General features: G+C 47.0%; 14 protein-coding genes. 10 read left to right on the top strand and 4 right to left on the bottom strand.

Annotated features, from left to right (window positions below; genetic code table 11):
* The first annotated feature begins 2 nt into the window (after nucleotides 1–2).
* From GGU45_RS15640 to GGU45_RS15605, 8 genes are all read left to right on the top strand, one after another.
* Nucleotides 3–3,242 carry a SusC/RagA family TonB-linked outer membrane protein gene (locus GGU45_RS15640; protein ID WP_435226280.1) on the top strand — a complete coding sequence of 1,080 codons (3,240 nt, stop codon included), beginning with the start codon at nucleotides 3–5 and terminating at the stop codon, nucleotides 3,240–3,242.
* Between the two features lie 24 nt (nucleotides 3,243–3,266).
* Nucleotides 3,267–5,117, top strand: coding sequence for a RagB/SusD family nutrient uptake outer membrane protein (locus GGU45_RS15635; RefSeq protein ID WP_435226279.1), 1,851 nt, complete (start codon nucleotides 3,267–3,269; stop codon nucleotides 5,115–5,117).
* A 30-nt stretch (nucleotides 5,118–5,147) separates the two neighbouring features.
* Nucleotides 5,148–5,519: a BACON domain-containing protein gene (locus GGU45_RS15630; RefSeq protein WP_435226277.1), complete on the top strand. Its 372-nt coding sequence runs from the start codon at nucleotides 5,148–5,150 to the stop codon at nucleotides 5,517–5,519.
* Between the two features lie 53 nt (nucleotides 5,520–5,572).
* On the top strand, nucleotides 5,573–7,105 hold the full coding sequence (locus GGU45_RS15625) for a sulfatase family protein (protein ID WP_435226276.1): 1,533 nt from the start codon (nucleotides 5,573–5,575) through the stop codon (nucleotides 7,103–7,105).
* 713 nt (nucleotides 7,106–7,818) lie between these two features.
* Entirely contained in the window at nucleotides 7,819–9,162 is a 1,344-nt protein-coding gene (locus GGU45_RS15620) for a thioredoxin-like domain-containing protein (protein WP_435226275.1), read from the top strand.
* Nucleotides 9,163–9,172: 10 nt separating this feature from the next.
* Nucleotides 9,173–10,939, top strand: coding sequence for a sensor histidine kinase (locus GGU45_RS15615; protein WP_435226273.1), 1,767 nt, complete (start codon nucleotides 9,173–9,175; stop codon nucleotides 10,937–10,939).
* Nucleotides 10,936–11,691 carry a LytR/AlgR family response regulator transcription factor gene (locus GGU45_RS15610; RefSeq protein WP_435226271.1) on the top strand — a complete coding sequence of 252 codons (756 nt, stop codon included), beginning with the start codon at nucleotides 10,936–10,938 and terminating at the stop codon, nucleotides 11,689–11,691. The genes GGU45_RS15615 and GGU45_RS15610 overlap by 4 nt, the downstream gene beginning before the upstream one ends.
* A gap of 10 nt (nucleotides 11,692–11,701) precedes the next feature.
* Nucleotides 11,702–13,414 (top strand): TlpA family protein disulfide reductase, encoded by a 1,713-nt coding sequence (locus GGU45_RS15605; RefSeq protein ID WP_435226269.1) that lies wholly within the window; start codon nucleotides 11,702–11,704, stop codon nucleotides 13,412–13,414.
* Nucleotides 13,415–13,654: 240 nt separating this feature from the next.
* Here the strand turns inward: GGU45_RS15605 and GGU45_RS15600 are convergent, their stop codons facing one another.
* The 4 genes from GGU45_RS15600 to GGU45_RS15585 all read right to left on the bottom strand — a co-directional run bounded on the left by GGU45_RS15600 (nucleotide 13,655) and on the right by GGU45_RS15585 (nucleotide 20,097).
* Nucleotides 13,655–14,908, bottom strand: a complete 1,254-nt coding sequence (locus tag GGU45_RS15600) for an ATP-binding protein (RefSeq protein WP_435226267.1) — start codon at nucleotides 14,906–14,908, stop codon at nucleotides 13,655–13,657.
* A gap of 183 nt (nucleotides 14,909–15,091) precedes the next feature.
* A complete protein-coding gene (locus GGU45_RS15595) occupies nucleotides 15,092–17,512 on the bottom strand; it encodes an outer membrane beta-barrel protein (RefSeq protein WP_435226266.1) in 2,421 nt (806 codons plus the stop codon).
* Nucleotides 17,513–17,638: 126 nt separating this feature from the next.
* Nucleotides 17,639–19,753: a PspC domain-containing protein gene (locus tag GGU45_RS15590; RefSeq protein WP_435226264.1), complete on the bottom strand. Its 2,115-nt coding sequence runs from the start codon at nucleotides 19,751–19,753 to the stop codon at nucleotides 17,639–17,641.
* Entirely contained in the window at nucleotides 19,753–20,097 is a 345-nt protein-coding gene (locus GGU45_RS15585) for a PadR family transcriptional regulator (RefSeq protein WP_435226262.1), read from the bottom strand. Before GGU45_RS15585 ends, GGU45_RS15590 begins: the two co-directional genes overlap by 1 nt.
* A 261-nt stretch (nucleotides 20,098–20,358) precedes the next feature.
* On the opposite strand from GGU45_RS15585, the gene GGU45_RS15580 reads away from it, so the two are divergent.
* Both GGU45_RS15580 and GGU45_RS15575 read left to right on the top strand, forming a co-directional pair.
* Nucleotides 20,359–21,327: a 2-hydroxyacid dehydrogenase gene (locus GGU45_RS15580; RefSeq protein ID WP_435226260.1), complete on the top strand. Its 969-nt coding sequence runs from the start codon at nucleotides 20,359–20,361 to the stop codon at nucleotides 21,325–21,327.
* Between the two features lie 423 nt (nucleotides 21,328–21,750).
* Nucleotides 21,751–23,913, top strand: a complete 2,163-nt coding sequence (locus GGU45_RS15575) for a S46 family peptidase (protein WP_435226259.1) — start codon at nucleotides 21,751–21,753, stop codon at nucleotides 23,911–23,913.
* Nucleotides 23,914–24,082 lie beyond the last annotated feature (169 nt).

The following is a 24,082-nucleotide window of genomic DNA, read 5'->3' as shown; positions in this document are numbered from 1 at the left end:
ATATGAAAATGAGAAAAAAACGATTGGGCCTTGTTGCACCAATACTGCTGTTATTGTTCCCTTTGATGGGGTTAGCCCAGGCAAAACCGGGACAAATCAACGGAAGAGTGATAACGGAACAAGGCGATCCTTTGAACGGGGTAACGATATCGCTGATCAACCAGACCAACCGGGAGGGGCAGTTTGCCGTTTCCAATGAAAGTGGCAATTTTTCTTTTGCCAATGTTTCCTACAACCAAAAATACACGCTGGTATTTGAGTATGTGGGCTACCAACCTGATTCCCTGACGCAGTTTTCTGTAAGGAGTGCAAATGAGAATAACGCCATTGTAATGCGGCTCAAGCTTTCCGATGCCAAGTCGGCACTCAACGAAGTAGTAGTGGTAGGATATGGCACTCAAAAGAAAGTAAATCTTACCGGTGCCGTATCGGTTGTAGATGGGGAGCAGCTTGCCAACCGGCCGGTGGTAAATGCTACCCAAAGCCTGCAGGGCCTGGTACCCGGTTTAAACGTAAGCGTTAACAACAAGGGCGGCACACCGGGTACCAGCTATAGCCTCAACATCCGGGGGCAGGGCAACCTGAGCGGGTCAGACGATCCCTATGTATTGGTAGACGGTATGGAAATGTCGCTCAGCAATGTAAACCCCAATGATATCGAAAGCATTTCAGTGCTAAAAGATGCGGCGGCGGCCTCTATTTACGGGGCCAGGGCAGCGTATGGGGTCATATTGGTAACCACTAAAAAAGGAAGCAAGGGCAAGATGTCGTTTACTTATAACGGCAACCTGGGGGCAACCCATCCGGTAAAACTGCCGGATATGGTGAACAGCTATGAATTTGCAAAATTTTTTAATGCGGGCTGGAAAAATACAACGGGCAATGCAGAGTATTCTGATGAAAAACTGGCATTACTACAGCAGTTTGTGAAAGACCCCACGGGGATGAACCAATGGCCGGAACAATCGACTAACTGGTTTTCCGCAGAAAATTCGCCGCTGGGCGTGGGCAATACAAATTATTTCAAACTCCAGTATAAGGACGCGGCAGTAAAACAGGAGCATAACCTCAGCGCTGCCGGGGGCAACGACAAGCAGCAGTACTATGTTTCCGGAGGGTATTATGATGAGGACGGGCTGCTGCGCTATGCCCGCATCAATTATAAAAGATACAACCTTAATGCCCGGCTCAATGCAGAGCTGGCATCCTGGCTGAAGCTGAACCTTAATACCAAATATACTAACGACAGGTCCACCAGCCCCTTTGGAGACAATGCGGTTAACGAAGGCATGTTCTTTCACAACCTGGCCAGGATGCGGCCTACCAACTCGCCCTATGACCTGAACGGGCGTTTTACAGAATTGTCGCAGATCCCTTACCTACAGTCCGGCTCCGCCAATAATAACGAAAACAACAACCTGGGTATACTCAGCGGCTTTGAGATACAACCCCTTAAAAACTGGAAAATATTCATCGATTATAATTTTCGATTGAATAATGCCAATAATGAGCAAGCCGCCATTCCCGCTACCATTTACGGCTTAGACGGTACTACCCGTTTTGAGGCAAGGCAGGAATTAGCCGTTCCGCTGACCGGGTCTTATTATAGAAGCATGGCAAAGTCGATGTATAATTCATTAAATATTTATTCGAACTATATGCTGAACATCGCCAATGAACATCATTTTACCTTTATGGCCGGCGGGCAGCAGGACAACTTCAAATATTCTAATTTATGGAGCAAGGCGGCCGATTTACTCAACTTCAGCAATCCCGGGCTGGGTACTACCTCCGGGCAAAGAACCACCGATGAAAGCCGGAACGGATGGGCTACTTTAGGTTTTTTTGGCCGGATCAACTATGATTACAAAGGAAAATACCTTTTTGAAGCAAATGCCCGCTATGACGGCTCTTCCCGCTTTAACCCCGATAACCGCTGGGGATTCTTCCCCTCCGTATCAGTAGGATACAATATTGCAAAGGAAGCATTTATGGCGACAACCCGGGACTGGCTCAATACGCTGAAACTAAGGGGGTCCTATGGGTTTTTGGGCAACCAATCCGGAGCCGCTCTATACACTTTTGCACAAACAATGGCCACCCAAACCCAGGGGACCTGGTTTTTTCAAAACGGGCGTGAGATGATTATTAATGTACCCGGGCCTTTTAACCCAGCCGTAACCTGGGAAAAAATTGAAAGCGCCGATATTGCGGTCGACTTTGGAATGCTGAACAATCGCCTTACCGGAAGCCTTGATCTGTACCAGCGCACCACCCGGGATATGCTGGGGCCAACAGCCAAACTGGCCGATATGTTTGGCGCCAGCGCCCCACAGGCCAATAACGCCACTATGCGCAACCGCGGCTGGGAACTGAGTGTTCAGTACAAGGATAGAATAAACAGCACCGTCTCTTATTCCATAGGAGGCATGCTCTCCGACTATACGGCCCAGGTGCTCTCTTATCAAAACCCCACCCTCAACGACCCCGCTGGTACCTGGTACCCCGGCAGAAATGCAGGAGAAATCTGGGGATATAAAACCGGAGGGCTCATTCAAACCCAGGAAGAGGCCGATGAATACAATAAGCTGGACCGCTCCTACCTCAGCGGACAAAAATGGATCCCCGGAGATGTAAAATACCTGGACCTGAATAATGATAACAAAATAAACCGCGGTGCTAATAAAGTGGGGGATATGGGAGATGTTACCATCATTGGCAACACCACTCCCAGGTACCAGTACGCCCTCAACGGATCCATTACCTGGAAGGATCTATCCCTCTCCATGCTGTGGCAGGGTGTTGGAAAACGGGACTACAACCCCGCTGCCAATGTATACTTCTGGGGAGCATCGTCCAAAGCGCAGGTAACGGTGTTCAAAGAACATCTTGATTATTGGACTCCCGACAACCCCAATGCCTATTATCCGAATCCTTATATAGGTACCGTAGGTTCCCTTGGCGCCTATGCCGCCAAAGTAACACAGACGGCCGACCGCTATATCCAAAGCGGAGCCTACCTGCGGTTAAAGAACCTTACCCTGTCTTACAATCTGCCGGGAAAGGCCGTTTCAAGAATCGGGCTTAAAAATGTAATGATTTACGGAGCGGGTGAAAACCTGCTTACGTTTACCAAAATGGCAAAAATGTTTGATCCGGAAACCGTTTATGTCTTTAACGAAGGCGGCAAGAACTATGCGCTTACACAAACCTTTTCCCTGGGGCTGAATGTTTCATTTTAATAAGGACCAAAATCGTAATCAACAATGAAGAATTTAAATAGAGCTTTTGTTATCGCACTACTTTTTTTGACCACCACGGGGTGCTTAAAAAATCTTGATCTCAGCCCACAGGGGCAACTTACAACCGCCAACCCCCTGGGATCTGTACCTGAGCTGCAGAAATATATGAACCAGTTTTACGAGGGCACTTTTGATGGACAGCCCGGGGGGCTGGCGGGGGGCGGTATTGCCTATGACGATCAAAACAGCGATAACCAGGTGGTGGCCACCCCTCCGGCGCTGATCAATGGCACCCGGGCGCTAAGCGGCGCCGCAGCGCTTAGTGAATACACCAAACTAAGAGGGGTGAATTTTGTATTTGAAAATATAGGAAACTGTAAAGGAACCCAGGCAGATATTGACCATTACCTGGGCGAAGCCTATTTTTTCAGAGCCTACTACTATTTCAGCATGCTGCGCAAATACGGGGGTGTAACCTGGATTAACAAAGTGTTGCCGCCGGATAATGAAGTAATGAAACAGCCCAGGGCTACCCGTACGGTTATTGCCGACTCGATCCTTGCGGATCTGGACCGGGCGGCAGCCTTACTAAAGATTCAGACCAACAATGCCACCATGCGCATTCACAAAGACTATGCGCTGGCCTTTAAATCAAGAGTCGCCTTATTTGAAGGCACCTGGGAAAAATACCATAAGGCCAAGGGTACACCCTTTTTTACAACCGGTATCTCCGATGCAAAGATCACCAACTACTTTGAACAGGCGCGGGATGCCGCCAAAGCCGTAATCAGCGCCGGCCGATGGAGCATTTTTAACACAGGGCAGCCGCTCTCCGATTATCAAACCATGTTCATTACCCTGGATCTGACGGCGAATAAGGAGGTATTATTTTACAAAAAATACGATATTACCGCCACTCCCCCCGTGGGCCACAGCATTACGCGCTACCTCAATATGGGTGGAGGCAGCATCGGTTTGTCGCTATCGCTGGTGGATGATTATCTTACACGGAGCGGGAACATTTTTACCGGTACTGCCCGCGCAGATGCCCAAAAGACTTATGGCGCAGAGCTGGATCCTGCCCTCCGTGATCCACGCCTGAGCCAAACGGTAGCCCGGCCCGGTGCCCGCCTGCGCCCCCTTACGGCAGCCAATATTTATATGCCCCCCTTTAGTCCGATTATTACCCAGGTAACGCCAGCCGTGTCCTGGGCCAACCCCTCCGGGTACTCCATGCTCAAATATGTGGAAATTGATGGCGCCCCCTCAACGATAGAAGGAGAATCGAAGAGCCAGGCACCGGCTATACAAATGCGCTATGCCGAGGTACTGTTAAACTATGCCGAAGCCCTTGCCGAATTGCAGGGTGCCAGCGCCCAGCAGGAAATTACTACCGTGCTGCAGCCATTAAGAACCCGTGCCGGAATGCCCGCTGTTGACTTTCAGCGGGAGTATAATACCGACCCGGCCTACGCCTTCAGCGGCCTGTCCGCTACTATGCAAGTGGTGCGCCGCGAACGCAGAATTGAATTTGCCGCAGAAGGCATGCGGATGTACGATATTTTCAGATGGGCCGTGGCCGATGAACTGCTGGCGGGCAAACGCCCCCTTGGGCCCCTCTTTATCGGAAGCAATATGGTGGCCGCCAACGTTGCAGGAGGGTACTACAAAGGAAACCTGGTATATGATAAAACATCCGGCAACAACCTGTACCTGACGGGCAACCCGGGAGATGCCATCCGCTACATCGATCCCTATAAAAATGTTTGTCCGGATGGGCTTGGATTTAAAACGGACAGGGATTATTTAAGCCCCATCAACCAGGATCAACTCTCACTCACCGGAGGCAAATGGGTTCAAAATCCCGGATGGTAACCGGTATTGATTATACAAACAAAGAAAAAAATGAAAAAGATATATACCCTGTTTTTTATTGTAGCAATTGCAGGCAACTTCTTTTCCTGCAAAAAAGACAAAAATATCAATTACAAGCCGGTAGCTGCTCCATTTAGCGCAGCGCTGGAAACACCAGGCGTCGTTGCGGCTGCAGGAGCTACTATCAATGTGATTATAAACGCCGGAACCGATGGCTGGAGGGTACAGATTCCCGCCTCTGCACCCTGGTGCACTACCACCAGGCCCTATGGCAGCGGCGACTTTACCCTGCCCGTTAAAATTGCCGCCAATACCTCAGGTTCCGGAAGGACGGTGGACATTGTTTTAACTCCAACTTTTGATCAGCCGCCTGTTACCATAACCATTAACCAGGCCCAATAATAAAAAAACAGTATTTTTCCTGGCCGGTTCATTCAACGAATAAAATAACAATCATGTATAAAAAATTCCTTGTAATCCTGCTTCTGACAATGGGCGCCCTCACAAATGTACGGGCGCAGCGTCCCAATATTGTGGTGATCATCTCCGATGATCATGCGTACCAGACTATTAGCGCCTATGGCAGTAAGTTTACCCAAACGCCTAATATTGACCGGCTGGCCAAAGAGGGCGCCTTATTTACAAAGGCCTACGTAACCAACTCCATCTGCGGACCGGCGCGGGCTACTTTCCTGACCGGCAAATACAGTCACCTCAACGGATTTAAAGACAATGTAAATGCCAACTTCAATTTTGACCAGGACATTTTTGTAAAAGGTCTTCAACAAGCCGGTTATCAAACCGCCTGGATTGGTAAAATGCACCTGGGCAACCATACACCCCAGGGATTCAATTACTATAGCCTCCTGCCGGGCCAGGGGCAATATTATAACCCCGACTTTATTGAAACCGGCAATGTGCGTAAGCATTACACCGGGTATGTTTCCAATATCATCACCGATCTTTCTGAACAATGGCTCGATCAGCGGGACCGCTCCAAGCCCTTTTGCCTGGTTATTGGCCATAAAGCAACCCATAGAACCTGGATGCCCGACCTGCAGGACCTGGACCGGTTTGAGGATAAAACCTTCCCACTCCCCAAAGACTTTTTTGATAATTATGCCACCCGCAAAGCTGCACAGGTGCAGGACATGACCATTGCCAAAACGATGATCATGGGCTACGATCTCAAAATGTTTGACAGTGAGGCAAAGGCGGAGAAAGAAGGCACCATTGCCCGCATGACGCCCGACCAGCGTAAGACCTTCCTGGACCATTACAATAAGATTTATGATGACCTGAAGGCCCACCCGCTTACCGGCAAAGCGCTTACCGAATGGAAATACCAGCGCTACATGCGCGACTACCTGGCTACGGCAGCCTCTCTCGATCGCAACATAGGGCGCGTACTGGGCTACCTTGATAAAAACGGACTCAATAAAAATACGATCGTTATCTATTTATCTGACCAGGGCTTTTATATGGGTGAGCATGGCTGGTTTGATAAACGCTTTATGTATGAAGAATCCTTCCGCACGCCCATGGTAATGCGTTACCCTGGTGTGATTAAACCCGGTACCCGTATCAATGATTTTATCATGAACCTGGATCTGGCGCCTACCCTGCTGGATGCGGGTAAAGCCAGCATCCCCACCGAAATACAGGGCCAATCCTTTCTTCCGCTGCTGCGCCATCAAAATTACCAGTCGCGGGATGCTATGTATTATCATTATTATGAAAACGGGGAACATTCTGTATCGCCCCATTTTGGCATCAAAACAAAACGCTATAAACTGATCCGTTTTTATAAGCGCGTAGAAAGCTGGGAACTGTTTGACCTGCAAAAAGACCCACGGGAACTAAATAATATTTACAACACCGCCCGCGGGCAAAAGCTGGCTGTTGAATTAAAAAAACAACTGGCGGCTTTAATCGAAAAATATAAAGACAAAGAGGCCCGGGTTATTTTTGACAGGGAAATTAATTAAGGTCTGCTGTTTAAGCAAAACCGGCACCATAATTTTTTTCCACTTTTGCCCCGATCAATCGGGGTACAAAAGTGGAGCAAAGATCTAGTCCGCCACAAGGCAAATTCCGCCCTATTGTGATCGGATACGACTGAATATTTACCCGGGGGCGGAACCGATAAAATCCGCGTTGCAGGCTTGGTTATGACAGCCTTCCAGCAGCAGCTTTTTGAAGTTTCCCATCGGCGTCATAACCGCCATTCCACTTGATTATATCTTTTGCTGTGCGGCGGACGCCCCTTCGAGGATGTAGCCACTTCTTTAGCAGGATCGAGGTTATCGCTGCAACAAACGGTGACGGCTGTGTCGATTAGAGCATAGAAATGCTAAAGCTGAGTGTCCGCTGCCGCGGACCTGCCACTTTGTACTAAAGCCGATAGAAGCACCCTCCGGAATCGCGCCGTAACCGATTCCGGGGCCCTTTTTGGGTACCTTTTTGGGCAAACAAAAAGGCTACAAGAAAACTAACTGCAAGGGTTTTGCAGGGTTGGCTGCATTTTGCTTGCATCATCTTCCCTCCTCAACAACCAGAACTTATTGTCTTACAGTCAAATTTGCTTGAATACCGGTGAAACAGCAGGCCCGAATTAAGCGCTGCAGTTATATTCAAAACCAACCTGTCCCGATTCAAAGCGCAGTTAAAAAAAGCGGTGGCCATTACTTTTCTTTGAAAAATGAAAAGATTATCCCTAATGGGCCTGCTGCTGCTTTCGGCTGCTGCGCAAGGCCAGGTCATCATAAAAGGAACAGTAATAAATGCCCGCGACAGCGTGATCGTTTTTAAGGAGCCGGGAGGATTTACAAACAATACCCACAACTGGCGCGACAGGAGGTTTAAGGCCCGCATTGATACCAACAATCGCTTCAGCATTCTATTACCGGAAAAAGAGATCAATACCTGGCTCGTTGAAACAAAAAAGGGGTACCAGTTTTTTGACCTGGTTAGCGGAAACAATATTGAACTGGTGGCCGATTTTTCCAAAACCACTCCCTTGACCGCTATTAATAAAAATGCAGATGATTTTAATTATACTGACTATGCTGTAGAAAATGATAAATCGGCCCCTGCTTATTGGAAGAACGTAATGAAAATGCCGGCGGATAGCGCATTGCAGATGCGGAAACAACGGGCAACGCACCGGCTGCAAATGCTGGATCAGTATAAGGCGGTTCATAAGATCAGCAACCGGTATTATCAATGGCTCCGTTCAAAATACAAATATGAACCCTATGAAAGAACCATTGTAGAAAACACTAATGATTTTGATCAGCTGTCTCCTGCAATGGTAAAACAAATCATTGATCAGGGTTTTGATGATGAGTTCGCCGCCCTCCATACGCTGGAGTATAACGATATTGTGGCGGCACATACCCGATATGCATTTGCAAAAACAGGAAAACTCTTTACACCGATAGCGTATTTTGACTATATCACTCAAAAACTTAAAAACAGTACCCGGGATGTTCAGCTAACCCATCTAATGGCCTGGCTAAGAAAGGCAGACGACAGCATCTACCGGCCGGTGTACAAAAAATACAAAGCAACAGTACGCAACAAACGCTTTATTAAGGATGTAGACGCGCTCCGGCGTGACTTTGCCGAACCCAAAAATACCACCCCTGTTGCCACGCTACCCTCATTAAAGGAAATTTTTAATAGGTATAAAGGCAAGGTATTGTATATTGACTTTTGGGCCAGCTGGTGTATTCCCTGCCGGGGCGATTTCCCCATCGCCGAACAACTAAAGAAACAATTGGCCGGTAAGGATATTGTATTTTTATACCTTGGAGGATATCATGATTCAAAGAAATCCTGGCAAAAAGCCCGGGATGAGTTAGATATTGCGGGGGAGCATTATTTCCTGGATGAATCGCAGATGAAGGAAGCAGAAGAAGCCTTTCATATTAACAGCATACCGCATTATGTTATTGTAGATAAAACAGGAAATATCATTGAAAAAAATGCGGAACGGCCGCAAAATGCTTATGAACAATTAAATAAATTACTGACGCATTAAAGAAAAATAATTGATACGTGCTGCTTTATATACCGTTGTAGCCTTGCTGTTGTCTGTTTGCTGCCCGGGCCAGATGGCGATTGTAAATTCGCAGGATTCTCTTTTTAAGGCACCCCTCAATGGGGACAAAATAAGAGATCATTATGACTATGTGGAAAACACAAGTTCGGTTAATCGTAATCCCGGCATAAAAAATGAAATTACGTTAGCCATTTTTCATTCCAACAATGTATACCCGTTTACGGTTTTAAATTCCAAAGAACAATTCAAGGAAGGGGCTTATTTTATTAAAACGTATGGGAAAAATAAAAAGTATACCCTCAGTAATGGCTTTTTGGGAACCGGGATCGTTCCGCTTTTTGACTCTTCAGCTATTGTGGTAACCGCTTATGGCATTACGCCGCAAAATAAGGCTGATTTTCAATTCAGGGTGCTTTTCAATAAAACCAACGTACTGGTTCCATGGCAACCTGTCCGCTTTTTTAGTCCGGCTTATATGTATGGGCACTTTTCATCCGAAGGCATGCAATATGAAGAAATGGCTTATTTGGGAAGGTTTAACGCCCCTGTTGGCAACGATATCATAATAGAAGTAAGAAGTTTAAGCAACCCCGAACAATTGAGCGCAGTTTCCGCTTTTTGGGCCAAACGCAGTCCCGAAGTGATCGCCACCTTTACTTCGGGAACCATGAAATCATTTTTTGAGCTGTATAAATACCAGTGGAAATACGATTTTCAGCAGCCTCGCTCCACCTATTATGGCGATATAAAAACAAGACCGCCGGATAGCCTGCTGCACCTGAAAAACCGGTTTACTTCTTTTAACCAGGACCTTTTCTTTTACTTAAAAGATAAAGTGCGATCTGAAAAATTGGTGGAATACAATCTCGTGCTTAATCAAAAAGATAGTAGCGGCTGGATGGCAAACCGTTTTGATCCTAATATTATCTGGTTGCAGCAGCTAAAACCCGGAGCCTACCGGTTGCTATTGCGTTATGCATTTCAACGGCAAATTGTAGGCGTCTATACATTTACCATTCTCCCTGCCTGGTACCAAACGCTTTGGTTTAAAATACTCACCGGCATCGCTGCCATGATTGCATTTGCCTTCCTCATCATCCTTTACTTAAACCGGCTGCAGCGAAAAAAGCTCAAAGCCGCGGCCTTGCAAAAACAGCAGGTGGCTACCGAGTTAAAATCCATCCGTTCGCAATTTAACCCGCACTTTGTTTTTAACGCGCTGAGCTCGATACAGGGGCTGATCACCAAACATGATACGGCCGGAGCCCATCAATACCTGTCGGAGTTCAGCAGCCTGATGCGTGAATCATTAAAAGGCAGCGACAAAGAAATGATCAGCATTGCTCATGAAACAGCCATAATGCAAAAGTACCTGAACCTGGAACAGCTGCGCTTTGGGTTTGCGTATCATATAAACGTAGATGCAGCTATCGACAGCAATGCCGTAGAAGTGCCGGCGCTTTTGTTGCAGCCCCTGGTGGAAAACGCCGTTAAACATGGCATTTCAGGGATGCAGGAAAAGGGAGCGCTGCAAATAAACTTCAAAAAAGACGGGGACAGCCTGGTGGCAACAATAGCAGACAACGGCGAGGGATTTGACCCGCAGAAAGCAACCGATGGCTTTGGTTTGAGGCTCACAAAAGAACGGATAACCTTACTGAACCAAACATTGCACCAGCAGCAGATACGCCTTATATTTAATAGCAGGAAAGGCGGAACAACCGTAACCATATATTTTAAAAACGGGTTATTATGATACAGGCCGTTATTATAGACGATGAGCGCAATAATATCGATAACCTGGAAGGGCTGTTACAACGGTATTGTACACAGGTGCAAATTGCCGGCATTGCTATGACGGCCGATGAGGGCGCCACATTGATCAGGAAACTAAAACCGGACCTCGTATTTCTTGATATACAGATGCCGGGAAAGAGCGGGTTCCAGATGCTGCAGGAGCTTCCAGCTCCTTCCTTTGAAATTATACTGGTTACGGCTTTTGATCAGTATGGCATCCAGGCCATTAAATTTTCTGCGGTAGACTACCTGCTAAAGCCGCTGAATATAGAGGAACTAAAAGCCGCCGTGCAAAAAGCGGAGCGCCGTATCGGCGAAAGAATGCAGAACCGCGAGCTTGAAAATCTTTTGCAGATGATCCGCAACCGGGAAGAGCGGGCTACACATAAACTGGCCTTGCCAACCGTTAAAGAAACCCGGTTTGTGCATCCAAAAGAAATTATCCGCTGCGAATCGTCTAATGTGTATACCAGCTTTTACTTATCCAATCACGAAAAAATAATGGTATCCAAACCCATTTATGAATACGAGGAACTGCTGGCCGATTTTGGTTTTTTGCGTTGTCATCAATCACATTTAGTAAATAAGACCTATATCAAAAGCTGGATAAAAGAGGATGGCGGCTTCCTGGTGCTGGATAATGGGGAGCAAATACCGGTGGCAAGAAGTAAAAAAGAAATCGTTGCAAAAATGTTGATTCACCTGAAATAAAACAAGCATCATGAAAATCCTGACTACTGCAGCGGTAATGGTCCTGTCTTTATCGCTGTTTGCACAAACCGGCAAACGGCCCCTGCCCATTGAAGATAAGGGAATGGATGCCTATCTCCGGTCAAGAAAAACGCCGGAATTAAAGATTACCATCATTAACAAACCCCCATCTTTAAATGAAACCAAAGTAAAATATACTACAGTTCATTTAGGATCCTCAACACAGGTTGCGCACTATACGACGCTTGATAATAATGGACGGGCGCTCATTAAAATGAACGAAAACCTGCCCTACCAGCAGGTTTGGCTAACGGTTGAGGGCTATTTATATACCGGCATTTTGGTTAATACGGATCTTGAAGTAGTCATTGACGCTGCTGCAGTTAAAAAACAAGCTTATATATACGAAAGCGGCATTTCTTTTAAAGGCACAGACGCTGCTTTGAACGAAGCGCTTTGTAAAAGGGTGCTGTATAAAAAGGAGCAGGGCGATCAGTTATCATCCAGGCTGGTACAGGTGAGCATAGATGCTGCAAATAAAAAAATAGCGCCCACTTCTTTTGTGATGCTTGCCGATTCTATTTATATGGCAATGAAACAGATAGATGACGGATATATTAACGGGCACCCGGGTTATGATTGGGCTGTAAGAAATGCAACAGCATCGGAGTTTTATGGGTGGGTCATCGGCGCTCTAGGACAGCGGGATAGCGCCACGGCCCCCTTGTACAAAAAGGCCCTTGCACATACCCCTTATTTTATGAGCAATGAAGGCGTGGGGTTTTATAGAAACTTGTCACAGCTCTATGCCTCCATGTTTGATAAAACAATTCCGGCACTGCAGGACCTGCTCTATTTAAAGTACCCTACCTATACAAATGTACAAAAGGCTGTTTTGGATTCCATTAAAAAATACGAATCATCTGAAATGGAAAATAAAACATCCGTTCTTAAAAATTTATATGCCCGCCGGTACACACTGCTAAAGGATGACGTGCTAATGGCTTACCTTGAACAATCCCTTCAGCGTATTGAAAAAAGCAGCAGTGCACCACAATCTGATATTTTGAAATTGGCACTCATGGAACAGGGGAAAGATTTTTTTGACGCCTCTTTTCCAGTCCTGCTAAGATCTATGAAAACAGGGTGGACGAAACAAGCAGTGGAGACCGAGTTAAGCGCATTTACAGCCAGTAGAAAAGAAGTGCAGCAGCTGTTTAAATCGGCAACGTCTGTAAAAAAGGACGACTATTTTATCGGGAAGCCGGTTGCAAATCTTCCTTTCGGCGCAGTGCTCTACAAGCTCGACAGCATTGATCAGATTGACCGGTTTATCAGCAACCTAAGGTCTAAATTCAACGGCAAGGCACTGGTGATCGATATCTGGGCTACCTGGTGCGGCCCCTGTATTGCCGATATTACCAACAGTAAAAAGCTACATGAGGACAGCAAAAACCTCCCGGTAGAATATATTTATTTGTGTACGACCTCCGGATCCGATGAGGAAACCTGGAAAAACCGGATCGGAACATTGAAGCCGGCTGGTACGCATATTTTTATCAATGAAGAGTTGGAGAATGCATTCCGGAAAAAATTAAATGCTGATGGGGGCTATCCTACATATATTGTAATTGATCAAAAAGGGAATATCAGTTCCGACCGGTTCTCCTTTATGAGCGAGCTGAATCGCGAAAAGCTTGCTGAAGTTACAGGGTTAAAGTAGCAGCGCTCATTAATGAAGATAAAACAGACCACTGGATCAATGTATCCGATTTAAAAAACCGGGCAAGCCCGCTGGCAAAAAAATATGCGGTATCCTTTATTCCCTTTCGCTTCCTGCCGGATGGAAATTATCAAGTGCTCAGCCACGATGATGATGGCCAGATATGGGTGACGCCGGGAACGGTGGAGCAGGAAAGAAAAAAAATGGGTGGTATGACAAGGAAATAGTGTTGAGCGGGCATTAAGCGCCCAATGAAGCAAGAGAAATAACGTTGATTCCGTCCTGCCGGGTGTAGCTTATTCCGGTACCAGTGATTATGTTCAGCGATTTCGGCGGTTTTATTTTTGTATGGTCTAAAACCGAAACAAATTTAGTGAGATTGCTTGCGGCTTCCTCAATTTTTCCGGTACCGAGTTTTATTTCAAAGGCACACCAGTCTCCATTGTATTTTTGTACAATAGCATCAACCTCCAGGCCGCTCGAATCGCGGTAATGATATACTTTGGCATCATTTGCCTGTGCATATACACGAAGTTCATGAATAGTCAATGACTCAAATAAAAATCCTGTGAAATTCAAATCGTTTAAAAGCGATTCTTCATCGGCACCCAGCGCAGCTACAGCAAGGCAGACATCTGTAAAATGCTTTTTGGATGATTTCCTGAGGGATGCAGAAGAGCGGATATGCGTATTCCATGCGGGCTGGTCTTCTATAATCATCAAACGATTGAGCGCATCAAGATAATCATAGATAGTGGGGCGGGTGATCCCCGTGTTTTCTTTTTCTCGGATATCACTTTCTAAAGATGAAATCTCTACAAGCGTGCTGGTGTTTCTCGCGAGTGAACGCAACAGACTTCTTACCTTTAAAGGATCGCGTTTCAGATCGGAAATACGGCTTATATCAACCTCGGCCAGCAAGTCAATATAGGCGCGGTTCAGATCCATTGCCTGGCTGATTTTTTTATTTAATAGTGTTGGAAACCCTCCTATGATGATTTTTTCAACAATGAACTCCAAATCAGTAGGCGCATCATCAATCTCAATTTTTATGCCTTCAAATAAATTGGCCAGATTTATTTTTGCGCTTGAAAAACCTAATTCCTGCCAGGACATGGTACGCATATCCACTATCGTAAATCTACCGGCACCTGAGTGCATTTTTACAGAATCCTCGGGGTTTGCAGAACCCGTTAATATAAATTGCGCAGTTTTTTGACGATCATCTATTTCGTGGCGTATGTAATCCCAAAGCCGGGGTTGAGCCTGCCATTCATCGATCAAACGAGGAACATTGCCCAGCAATAACCGCTTCGGAGCAACACTCATCATTGCCATCACCTGTTCATCCCTGTCCACACTCAAAACACTCTTTGCAAGTTGTTTTGCAGATTCCGTTTTACCGCAGGCTTTAGCACCCCTTATTAGTACTGCTCCAGACGAATGGAGCTTTCTACGCAACTCATTATCAGACAATCTGCTACTATATTTCATTACGATCTTGTTGGATTGCAAAGATCCAATATTTTACACTTTTTGACTGATTTATTTTACACTTTTTGACTAATTTGTTTTACAATATTCAGTTTTTGAAAGCGTTTTTCAAAATTTGCGGAAAATACCATCGTCTCCGAAAGTTGGAACAATTTTTACTAAAATCTGATTATCCAAATAACTTCAATTGGCCACATCATTGTTATTGATCCCCCGCTTGCTCCGCCTGATGTCCTGCTTCAGCCGGCCAAATTTATAGTTGATGCTGATGCCGGCTTTGCGGAAGTATTCCCCGGTTACATCCACCTCCGTAAAGTTGAAACCCGATATTTCCGTGCGGTTATCCCGGTATTTTGTAAAAGGGTTATTGATATAGGCGGAGAGCGCCAGTTTTTTACTCCATAACTGTTTACTCAGGCCAAAGCTGGTGGTCATAAAACCATTAACGGTACCCTGTACCTGCGCCGGCGCAATATTTCTTCCTGTAAAGTTTGCGGAAGCGGTGGCGACCCAATCTTTATCAAACGTGTAGGTATTATTGATTGATGCGGAATAAATAAAACGCGTCAACTTTTGAAGCCTCGCATCGGTATCGGTTTCAATCCAGAAATGGGCCAGGTTGCCATTGATAACTGTTTTCAATGCTTTTGTAATGGCCAGGTTCCCGTTCATATTAAGCATCATTGCTGCAATATCGCCGGAGTTGGAATAGGTAATATACGTGATGCGGGTGGCAGGATCGTAGCGGGAGGACCGGAGGTCAAAGTTGTGCGCAAAGGCATAACTGAGCCCTATGTTTACCGACTGCTTCCGGTTAAAACCATAGCCCAGGTCAAAATTGTGCATCATGGTGGCTTTAAGATCAGGGTTGCCCGTTTCCTCAAAATCGGGATTGGAGCGGTTTACAAAAGGGTTCAGCCGGTTGATGCCGGGGCGCTTCAGCCGTTGGTTATAGCCCAGGTTAAGGTAGCTGCCATTGGCACTGTTGCGGTTAATGACTACTGAGGGAACTAGGTTAAAATAATGACTATTCACCTGCGTGCCGGTGGATTGGAAGTTGATATGGTTTGTGGTTTGCTCCAGCCGGGCACCGGCCTTAAAACTCCATTGTTTTAAAGCCAGCATATACGTGTTATAAACAGAAAGTACGGTTTGACCATTAGTAAACATATTTTGCCGATCCGGATCTTCCGTAAAAGCATCGTCATCATGCTGAAGGGTGCGAAAATCGCTTTTGTTCTGCCTGAAAATGGCTTTTACTCCCGCCTCCAGCTTTATTTTTTTGAGGGTTTGTATATAATCGGCCTGTCCGGTTTGCTCTTGTATGGAAGTATGATTGAATTGATTGAAATCGGGCATATCATAATGAACCACATCACTAAATACATTTCCGGAGCGGCTTTTTGTTTGATATTGCATAAAGCGGTAAGAGGCCGTAAATAATTTTGACGGATCTTTTTTAAACCCCAGCTGGTAATTCAGCGCGCCATCAAAACCATTATTGTTGCCGCGGGCAGTATGTTGCTGGCGAAACTGTTGCAACAAGGTTGCCTCCTGTTGCATTACCGAAAACCTGGAAACAGTCCCTTTTGAATAATAGCCATTGGCATTAAGTTGGGCGGTAACCAGCTGCAGGGAATCGATCTCATAGCTGAACTGTGTTCCAATGTACCGGCCATTGTTATTGTTTTTACCGGAGCCGGAAACCGTTAGTTGCGTTGGCTGATTGCCGGTTGTACTACGGCTGGTATTGGTTTGCACCGTAGGGCCGTAGTTGCTATTGGCGCCGCCATAGAGTTCGACCCCGAATTTTTTGTGCGTGGCGGTAAAGGAAAAGCCTCCGCCGGGTCCGCCGGATGGAAAACTTTCACTGATATTTACCGTGCCCTTATAACCCTCCCCGGGCTTTTTAATAGTAACGATATTGATGATGCCGGCAAGGCCTTCCGCATCATATTTTGAGGGGGGCGTAGTATATACTTCAACACTTTTAATGGTTGATGCCGGAAGGCTCTTCAGCACGGCCGCTGCGTTGTTATCCATCATGCCGGAAGGCTTGCCATTGATCAGGATCCGATAGCTGGAATTGCCTTTCAGCAGGAGGTTGTCTTGTGCATCCACAGAAAGAAAGGGCACTTTTTTCAGGATGTCCAGCGTGCTGCGAAACCTGCTTTCCGGGTCCGCTTCCGTATTATAAACCAGCTTGTCAACTTCGCGCCGGATCAGCGGCTGGGTTGTGGAAACCGTAACGCTTTTGAGCTCATGTAGCTGCGGCCCCAGGTAAATAGTATGCCCGGGCAGGAGGGCAAATGCGTTTGCCAATATTGTTGCAGGCCGATGACCGGCTGCTGTAATGGTAAGCCGTGCAGCGGGCGAAACCGTTACCGAAAAAAAGCCCCGTTTATTGCCGGAGCCTATAGTATCGGGGGCGGCAGCGCCTGTAAAAACGGCAATGGTAGCAAACGCCAGCTGTTCTTTTGTAAGACTGTCTTTTACAAAACCGGAGATTGTTTTGTTTGCCGCGAGGTCCTGTGCCTGTAATTGGTTCAGAAAAATAAATGACAACAAGGCCTGGATTGTAATATGGCGAATAGCAAGATTCATATTTTGCGTTTTTAGGGCAATACGAGGGCCTTACGGAGCTATGCCCGTTTTTAAAGTATGGCCCGCCGATGGCAGAAGAACAAAAATTACCGGGCAGTTTCATTAAAAGCCGCCCGGCACGTTCGGTTATTGGTTTACTTTTTTACGCAGTTCCTCGATCTCCTTTTCCTTTTGCTGTAAGAGCTGGTTCAGCTCCTCTTTGGATCGGTTTACGGGTTTATTGCTGCCGCCCTCGTACCGGTACGTTGCGGAGTCTTTGGGGACTGCTTTTGCGGAGTCGGTTTTGTTATCCCACCGGTATCCGGTATCCGCCTTCGCGGATGTGCCGGCCTCTGCCGGTCCGTTTTCGTTTCGCAGGGCGCCGTTATCCATCATGGTATATTCGGTATCAGGCGTATAAAAACGGTAATTCCTTCTTTCGCGTATGCGCCGGATGCCCCCTCTGCCCGGTTCTACATCAATATCGAGGGTATTGAGCTTTTCATTTACAGAACCAGCCAGCTGTATCTTTTTGCCAACGGGCACCTGCACCACCACCTGTACCCGCTGCATCCGGTACTTACTGGTTTTATCGATCGAAAAACCACTGGCCAGGTCCAGGATGCTATCTGTCGATGTAACGGAATAGCGAATCTTATTCAGCCTCGCCAGAGCATCCTCATCCGTATTGCCGAAACTCCGGCGTTCTGTGGAAACGTGGTACAACGAGTCCTCGCTTTTCTCAAACCGGATGGAGATATCGGATAATTTCAACGTGTCTTTTGTAAGGCTGAACCCGGAAATACGGTCGCCATCCGTATCGCGCATCCAGCCAAAATCGCCGCTAAATTCCAGTTCAGGCTGCGAAACAGTAAGGATCAGTTTACCTTTTGGAGGCTGGGTAATGGCAACCGGTGTTTCAACCGCCTGGTTTCTTTTAAAATCTTTGGAGATGCTGCTTACAAACAGCACAAGAAATACCCATCCAAAGGCCCAAAGCCCGCCAAACAGCCAGCTTAAGTAATTGCCGGGCGTGGTTACATTCAGGACCAGGCGAAACAGCCAGATTACTGCGCCCACAATGGGAGCGCCAATAAACAGGATTACGGTAGCCCAGGCCAAAAACTGCTGGTTGTCGTTGGTCCATAAAAAATTATTAAAAGGCGCAAATACATAGCCGCCAAACAAGAGCGCCATCAACCCAATAAAAAGCGCAAAAATAATGGCTCCAAAAAAGATGAGGAAAATAGCCTTGATCACTACGGCAATGCCGTGCCCCAGTCCGCGGGCGCCCCTTCCGGCAGCTCCGCCAAACTCCCTTCCAAAATTGCGGCCATAAGTGCCGCCGGATTTACCAAATCGCTCTGCCGATTCCTGCACCTCCTTACCCCAGTTCCGGATCCGGCTGGAAACATCGCCCATCGAGTTCTGGACATTGTTTTTGATGGTATTCAGATCTACCGGCTGGCCATGCATTTCCATTTTTTCATAAGGACTGATGGCCTCGGGCAATACGATCCATAGAATGATGTAGGCCACTACAAAAGTGCCGCTGAGCGAGCTGAAGAATACACCCCTGAAGGGGTCAAAATCGCCATGGCTGAAAATGCCGTTAATAATGCTCAGGATAAGCGGCAACGCAAAGATGAGGCGAACCGTTTTGGCCTCCTTGCCAAAATAGGCCGCGATACCGCTGGCCACACCGCCAATTTGCTTATTGTCCGGGTTGCGGAACAGGCGCTTGCCCTTATACCCCTCCAGGTTCCTGGCAGGCAAAAAGACCCAAAGCAGGATGTAGATCAGCAGTCCGGTACCAAAGCTTCCAAAGGCAATAATGGCAAACAGAACCCTTACAATGGAGGGGTCAATATTGATCCAGTTGGCCACACCGCTGCATACGCCCCCCAGCACTTTATTGTTGGCATCCCGGTACAGCTTGCGGCTGCCCGCGGCAAACCGGCTTTGGGCGCCCTCCTGTGCCGGACTATCGGCCTCCGCATCCTCAGCAAAATCCTCGGGCCGGCCCATGGTAGTTATCATTTCATCCACATCCGCTTCGGTAATATGCGGAGCCCCTTTGCGCAGTTTTTCAAACATCAGCTCCGAAAAGCGGGCTTCAATATCCGACAGGATCTCATCGTGGCCCGGCTCTTTTGCAAAATGCACACGCAGACTTTCCAGATACTGCTGCACTTTTTGCGCGGCACTGTCTTCAATGGCAATACTGCGGCCGCCTAATTGTATGTTGATGATCTGCTTCATTATTGTTGGTTTGTAGTGGTTTTTGTTTTTAAGGTATTTACTGCGTTTGATAATTCGTTCCAGGTTTGTTCCAGTTCTTTATAAAACCCCTCGCCTTTTTCTGTAAGGGAAAAATATTTCCGGGGCGGGCCGCTATTGCTTTCCTCCCAGCGGTAAGTGAGCATTTCCGCGTTTTTTAACCGGGTAAGCAAGGGGTAAAGGGTGCCTTCCAGGATCTGCAAACCGGCGGCTCTCATTTCTTCAATAATATCACTGGGGTACGCTTCGCCTCTTTTGATCACCGACAAAATGCAGAACTCCAAAATTCCCTTCCGCATCTGGCTTTGTGTATTATCAATGTTCATTTACTATCAATTGTTTCATAAAGATATTGGCAAAATTTAGTATTTGGCAATACACAGTACCTTGTTTGGCGTTTTTTGCCGGTAAAGAAACTAAACTGTCGGTGAATAACGGTAGCTTCGTGGAGGGCAATAGGCAATGGTGAAAAGGCAATGGTCAACCGGAGTTCGTCTCAGCATTGACCACTAACTATTCGCCCAAACCGTTCACATCTCACTAAACAACTTTTCATTAAACAACATCTTACCAAACAACGTCTCACTATGAACGTATTCATCACCAAACAGGTACCCCAAAAAGGGCTGGATCTTTTACAGGAGGCCGGTATTGCGTATACCATTGCCGGAAACACCTTATCGCAGGAGGCTTTGATTGCGGAGCTAAAAGATTATGATGCCCTGCTAAGCGCGGGGTTCGTAAAGGCCGATGCCACCCTGCTGGAAGCCTGCCGGCATTTAAAAGTACTGTCGCTGTTTTCCGTAGGTTATGATAATGTAGACCTAGCGACGGCCACCAGCCTGGGCATCCCGGTAGGCAATACCCCCGGCGTACTGAGCCGTGCTACGGCCGATACGGCCTTCCTGCTAATGCTGGCTGTATCGCGCAAGGCTTTTTATAATTATCATAAAATTCTTGATGGAAAATGGCAGGAATTTGAGCCAGTGGCCGATTTAGGTATTGAATTAGATGGAAAAACGCTGGGCATATTCGGACTGGGAAAGATTGGCTATGAAATGGCAAAGAAATGCCGGGCGGCCTTTGATATGCCGGTGATCTATCATAACCGCAGGCAGAACCCGGAAGCAGAAAAAGAACTGGGAGCCCGCTATGTATCCTTTGAGGAGTTGCTGGCACAAAGTGATGTGCTCTCTGTGCATGCCAATTTCTCCCCGCAAACAAAAGAACTTTTTAATAAGGACGCGTTTGAAAAAATGAAGCGCAATGCCATTTTTGTAAATACAGCAAGGGGCGGGCTGCACCAGGAAGAGGACCTGAAAGCTGCTTTGGAAAGCGGCGCCATCTGGGGGGCGGGGCTGGACGTAACCAACCCGGAACCTATGAGCCCGGCTAATCCCCTGCTAAAAATGCCCAATGTATGCGTGCTGCCGCATATTGGTTCTGCCACCGTGGAAACCCGTGATGCGATGGCAGTGATGGCCGCAAAAAATGTGATTGCCGGTTTAAACGGGGAACGGTTGCCAACCATTGTAAATGCGGAGGTTTATGGTTAGCCGGCTTAAAGCCGCAACCCGGGTGCCGGTGTTCAGCGTTTGGAACAGAGACAAACACAGGCGGCAAATCTACAATGCCCGCTACAATTGACTACTGTTACCTTGCGAACGTTGCGAAAACCTGGCGCTCATTGCGTTAAAGCCTTTCTCAAAAGAAGTTTATAAAAATCTTATGCGCCCCTGCATTTCACCAAAACCAATTTTTATTCTCCCTGCTCTCCGTTCATTTAAATGCCGGCTCTTTTTATCATATTTCCGTTAAGGAAATTCCCTTTTTTTTAAGAACTGTCTAAAGTTGGCCCGCTTGTAAACCCCTGGAATCCCATGCGGTATAAAAACTTGCAAACATTTGTTGTATGTTTGGGCGCTTGTTACGGAGGCCTGGCCTCTTTAATTTTAATTAAAAAAAAATCGATTAATCGAATGAAGAAAAGTGTTTTCTTACTGCTGGTTTTTGTTACAGCAGTATTCCGTTCCTATGCGGATGAGGGTATGTGGCTGCCGCAGCTGCTGGGCCAGCAGGTATATAATGATATGGTAAAAAAAGGCCTGAAGCTGAGCAAGGAACAATTGTACAGCGTTAACAAAAATTCGTTGAAAGATGCCATCATCATCTTTGGCGGAGGCTGTACCGGCGAAATTGTAAGCCCGGAGGGCCTGATCTTTACCAACCACCATTGCGGTTATGATGCCATCGCCGGCGCCAGCACGGTTGACCACAACTTTCTGCGGGATGGTTTTTACGCGCGCAATAAAGGCGAGGAAATCAAAACAGGACTAAGCGTGCAGTTCCTGCTGCGGATAGAGGACGTAACCCGGGAGGTGATGACAGCATTGGGCTCCCTGAGCGGAAAAGAGCGGGCCGATAAGCAAACAGAAGTGCTGGCAACAATCAATAAACGCATGAGCAATGCCGCTGCCAGTATTGAAACCCGGGTAAGCGCCCTGTTTAAAGGTAACCAATACCTGGCTTTTGTATACGAGCGGTACAATGATATACGCCTGGTAGGAACGCCTCCGGAAGCAGTAGGCAAATTTGGCGGGGATACCGATAACTGGGAATGGCCCCGCCACACCGGCGATTTTTCCATTTTCAGGGTGTACGCCAACAAACAAAATAAACCGGCCGCCTATGATCCGGCCAACATTCCCTTAAAACCCAAATGGTTTCTGCCCATTTCCTTAAAAGGAGTTAAGGAAGGCGATTTTACCATGATATGGGGTTACCCCGGCGGTACCAACCGGTATGAGTCGTCTTACGGCATAAAGCTGGCTACCGATGTAAACAACCCTACCCTGGTAGCATTAAGGGACGTACGTCTGAAATATATGTTTGAGCAAATGAAAAAGGATCCCGCAATAAAACTAAAACTGGCCTCCAGCTATGCGGGTATCGCCAACTACTGGAAGTTTTTTGACGGGGAAACCAAACAATTGCTGAAGTATGATGTCTACGGCCAAAAGAAAACAGCGGAAGACCGGTTCAATACCTGGGCAAAAGGCAAACCGGAATATCAGCATATTTTTGCGGACTGGGCAAAGGCCTACGATGACTGGCGGCCTTATGCCAAAGCAAGGGTATACCTGAATGAAGGCATTATGGGTTCCCCGCTTATCGGCTTTGCGGCATCATTGATCCCGTTGAGGAATGCGCTGGCGTCCGGCGACACCAAGGAGGTAATAGCAAAAATTGCAGCAGGTGCCTCGGAAGCCCGGGGCGAATTCTTAAAAGAGGAAGACAAACCCTCCGATCAAAACATCCTGGCAGCGGTTACCCAGCTGTTTTATGAAAATGTAGACAAAAACCAGCAGCCGGAAGCCTTTTACAATGATCTCCAGGCGAAATATGGCAGTCTTTCAGAAGCCGCTTCCTACAAGAAATATGCAGCCGATATATTTGCACAATCAATGGTGTTTGACGATGCAAAATGGAAAACCTTTATCAGCAACCCGGACCTGGCTGTATTGGATGCAGACCCGGCTTTTGCGCAGGCCGTTGCCTTTATCCGCAACTACCAGCAGGGGGCAGGGCCTAAATACCAGGAGTTTACAGCAAAAAATACGGATTACGGCCGGCTATACCTGAAGGGCGTAATGGCTATGGACCCTGCAAAGGCCAGGATGATGTATCCCGATGCAACCTTTACCATGCGGGTAAGCTACGGGCAGGTAAAGGCCTACAAGCCCCGCGATGCGGTGTTTTATGATTATGTAACCACATCTAAAGGGATACTGGAAAAATACAAACCCGGCGATTATGAGTACGACCTGCCGGCAAAACAGATTGAACTCTTAAAGAAGAAGGATTTTGGCCGGTATATGGACCCGGTGCGGAAGGACCTGGTGATCGATTTTATTTCCTCTAACGATATCACGGGCGGCAACTCCGGATCGCCGGTGATCAACGGCCGGGGAGAGCTGCTGGGCCTGGCCTTTGACGGCAACTACGAGGCGCTCAGCCATAAAATGGCCTTTGATAAGGACCTTAACCGGACCATTAATGTAGACATCCGTTATGTATTGTGGTGCATCGACAAACTGGGCGGCGCTACCAATATTATCAACGAACTAAAGCTGGTAAAATGAGGTTGTATCAAAATTCGCTTTACAGCATGATGTCGTTCTGAAGAATAGATCCCGGGTCAAGCCCGGGATCTATTCTTGTTTCAGAATCCATTGACGAACAATCATCTTTAGATACCGAAACAATCCCGATCGCCATCGGGGACGGCATGACAAAATAGCGAATTTTGAT

Origin of the sequence: Niabella hirudinis, from assembly GCF_051201075.1 — a bacterium.
Classification (GTDB): Bacteria; Bacteroidota; Bacteroidia; order Chitinophagales; family Chitinophagaceae; genus Niabella; species Niabella hirudinis.
The sequence above is the reverse complement of the archived record's forward strand: the minus strand, read 5'-3'. Positions and strand labels throughout refer to the sequence as shown.

What these genes read in the sequence shown, in the direction of transcription:
- GGU45_RS15640 (WP_435226280.1), top strand. Translation starts at nt 3, where the DNA reads ATGAAAATGAGAAAAAAACGATTGGGCCTTGTTGCACCAATACTGCTG.
- GGU45_RS15635 (WP_435226279.1), top strand. Translation starts at nt 3,267, where the DNA reads ATGAAGAATTTAAATAGAGCTTTTGTTATCGCACTACTTTTTTTGACC.
- GGU45_RS15630 (WP_435226277.1), top strand. Translation starts at nt 5,148, where the DNA reads ATGAAAAAGATATATACCCTGTTTTTTATTGTAGCAATTGCAGGCAAC.
- GGU45_RS15625 (WP_435226276.1), top strand. Translation starts at nt 5,573, where the DNA reads ATGTATAAAAAATTCCTTGTAATCCTGCTTCTGACAATGGGCGCCCTC.
- GGU45_RS15620 (WP_435226275.1), top strand. Translation starts at nt 7,819, where the DNA reads ATGAAAAGATTATCCCTAATGGGCCTGCTGCTGCTTTCGGCTGCTGCG.
- GGU45_RS15610 (WP_435226271.1), top strand. Translation starts at nt 10,936, where the DNA reads ATGATACAGGCCGTTATTATAGACGATGAGCGCAATAATATCGATAAC.
- GGU45_RS15605 (WP_435226269.1), top strand. Translation starts at nt 11,702, where the DNA reads ATGAAAATCCTGACTACTGCAGCGGTAATGGTCCTGTCTTTATCGCTG.
- GGU45_RS15600 (WP_435226267.1), bottom strand. Translation starts at nt 14,908, where the DNA reads ATGAAATATAGTAGCAGATTGTCTGATAATGAGTTGCGTAGAAAGCTC.
- GGU45_RS15595 (WP_435226266.1), bottom strand. Translation starts at nt 17,512, where the DNA reads ATGAATCTTGCTATTCGCCATATTACAATCCAGGCCTTGTTGTCATTT.
- GGU45_RS15590 (WP_435226264.1), bottom strand. Translation starts at nt 19,753, where the DNA reads ATGAAGCAGATCATCAACATACAATTAGGCGGCCGCAGTATTGCCATT.
- GGU45_RS15585 (WP_435226262.1), bottom strand. Translation starts at nt 20,097, where the DNA reads ATGAACATTGATAATACACAAAGCCAGATGCGGAAGGGAATTTTGGAG.
- GGU45_RS15580 (WP_435226260.1), top strand. Translation starts at nt 20,359, where the DNA reads ATGAACGTATTCATCACCAAACAGGTACCCCAAAAAGGGCTGGATCTT.
- GGU45_RS15575 (WP_435226259.1), top strand. Translation starts at nt 21,751, where the DNA reads ATGAAGAAAAGTGTTTTCTTACTGCTGGTTTTTGTTACAGCAGTATTC.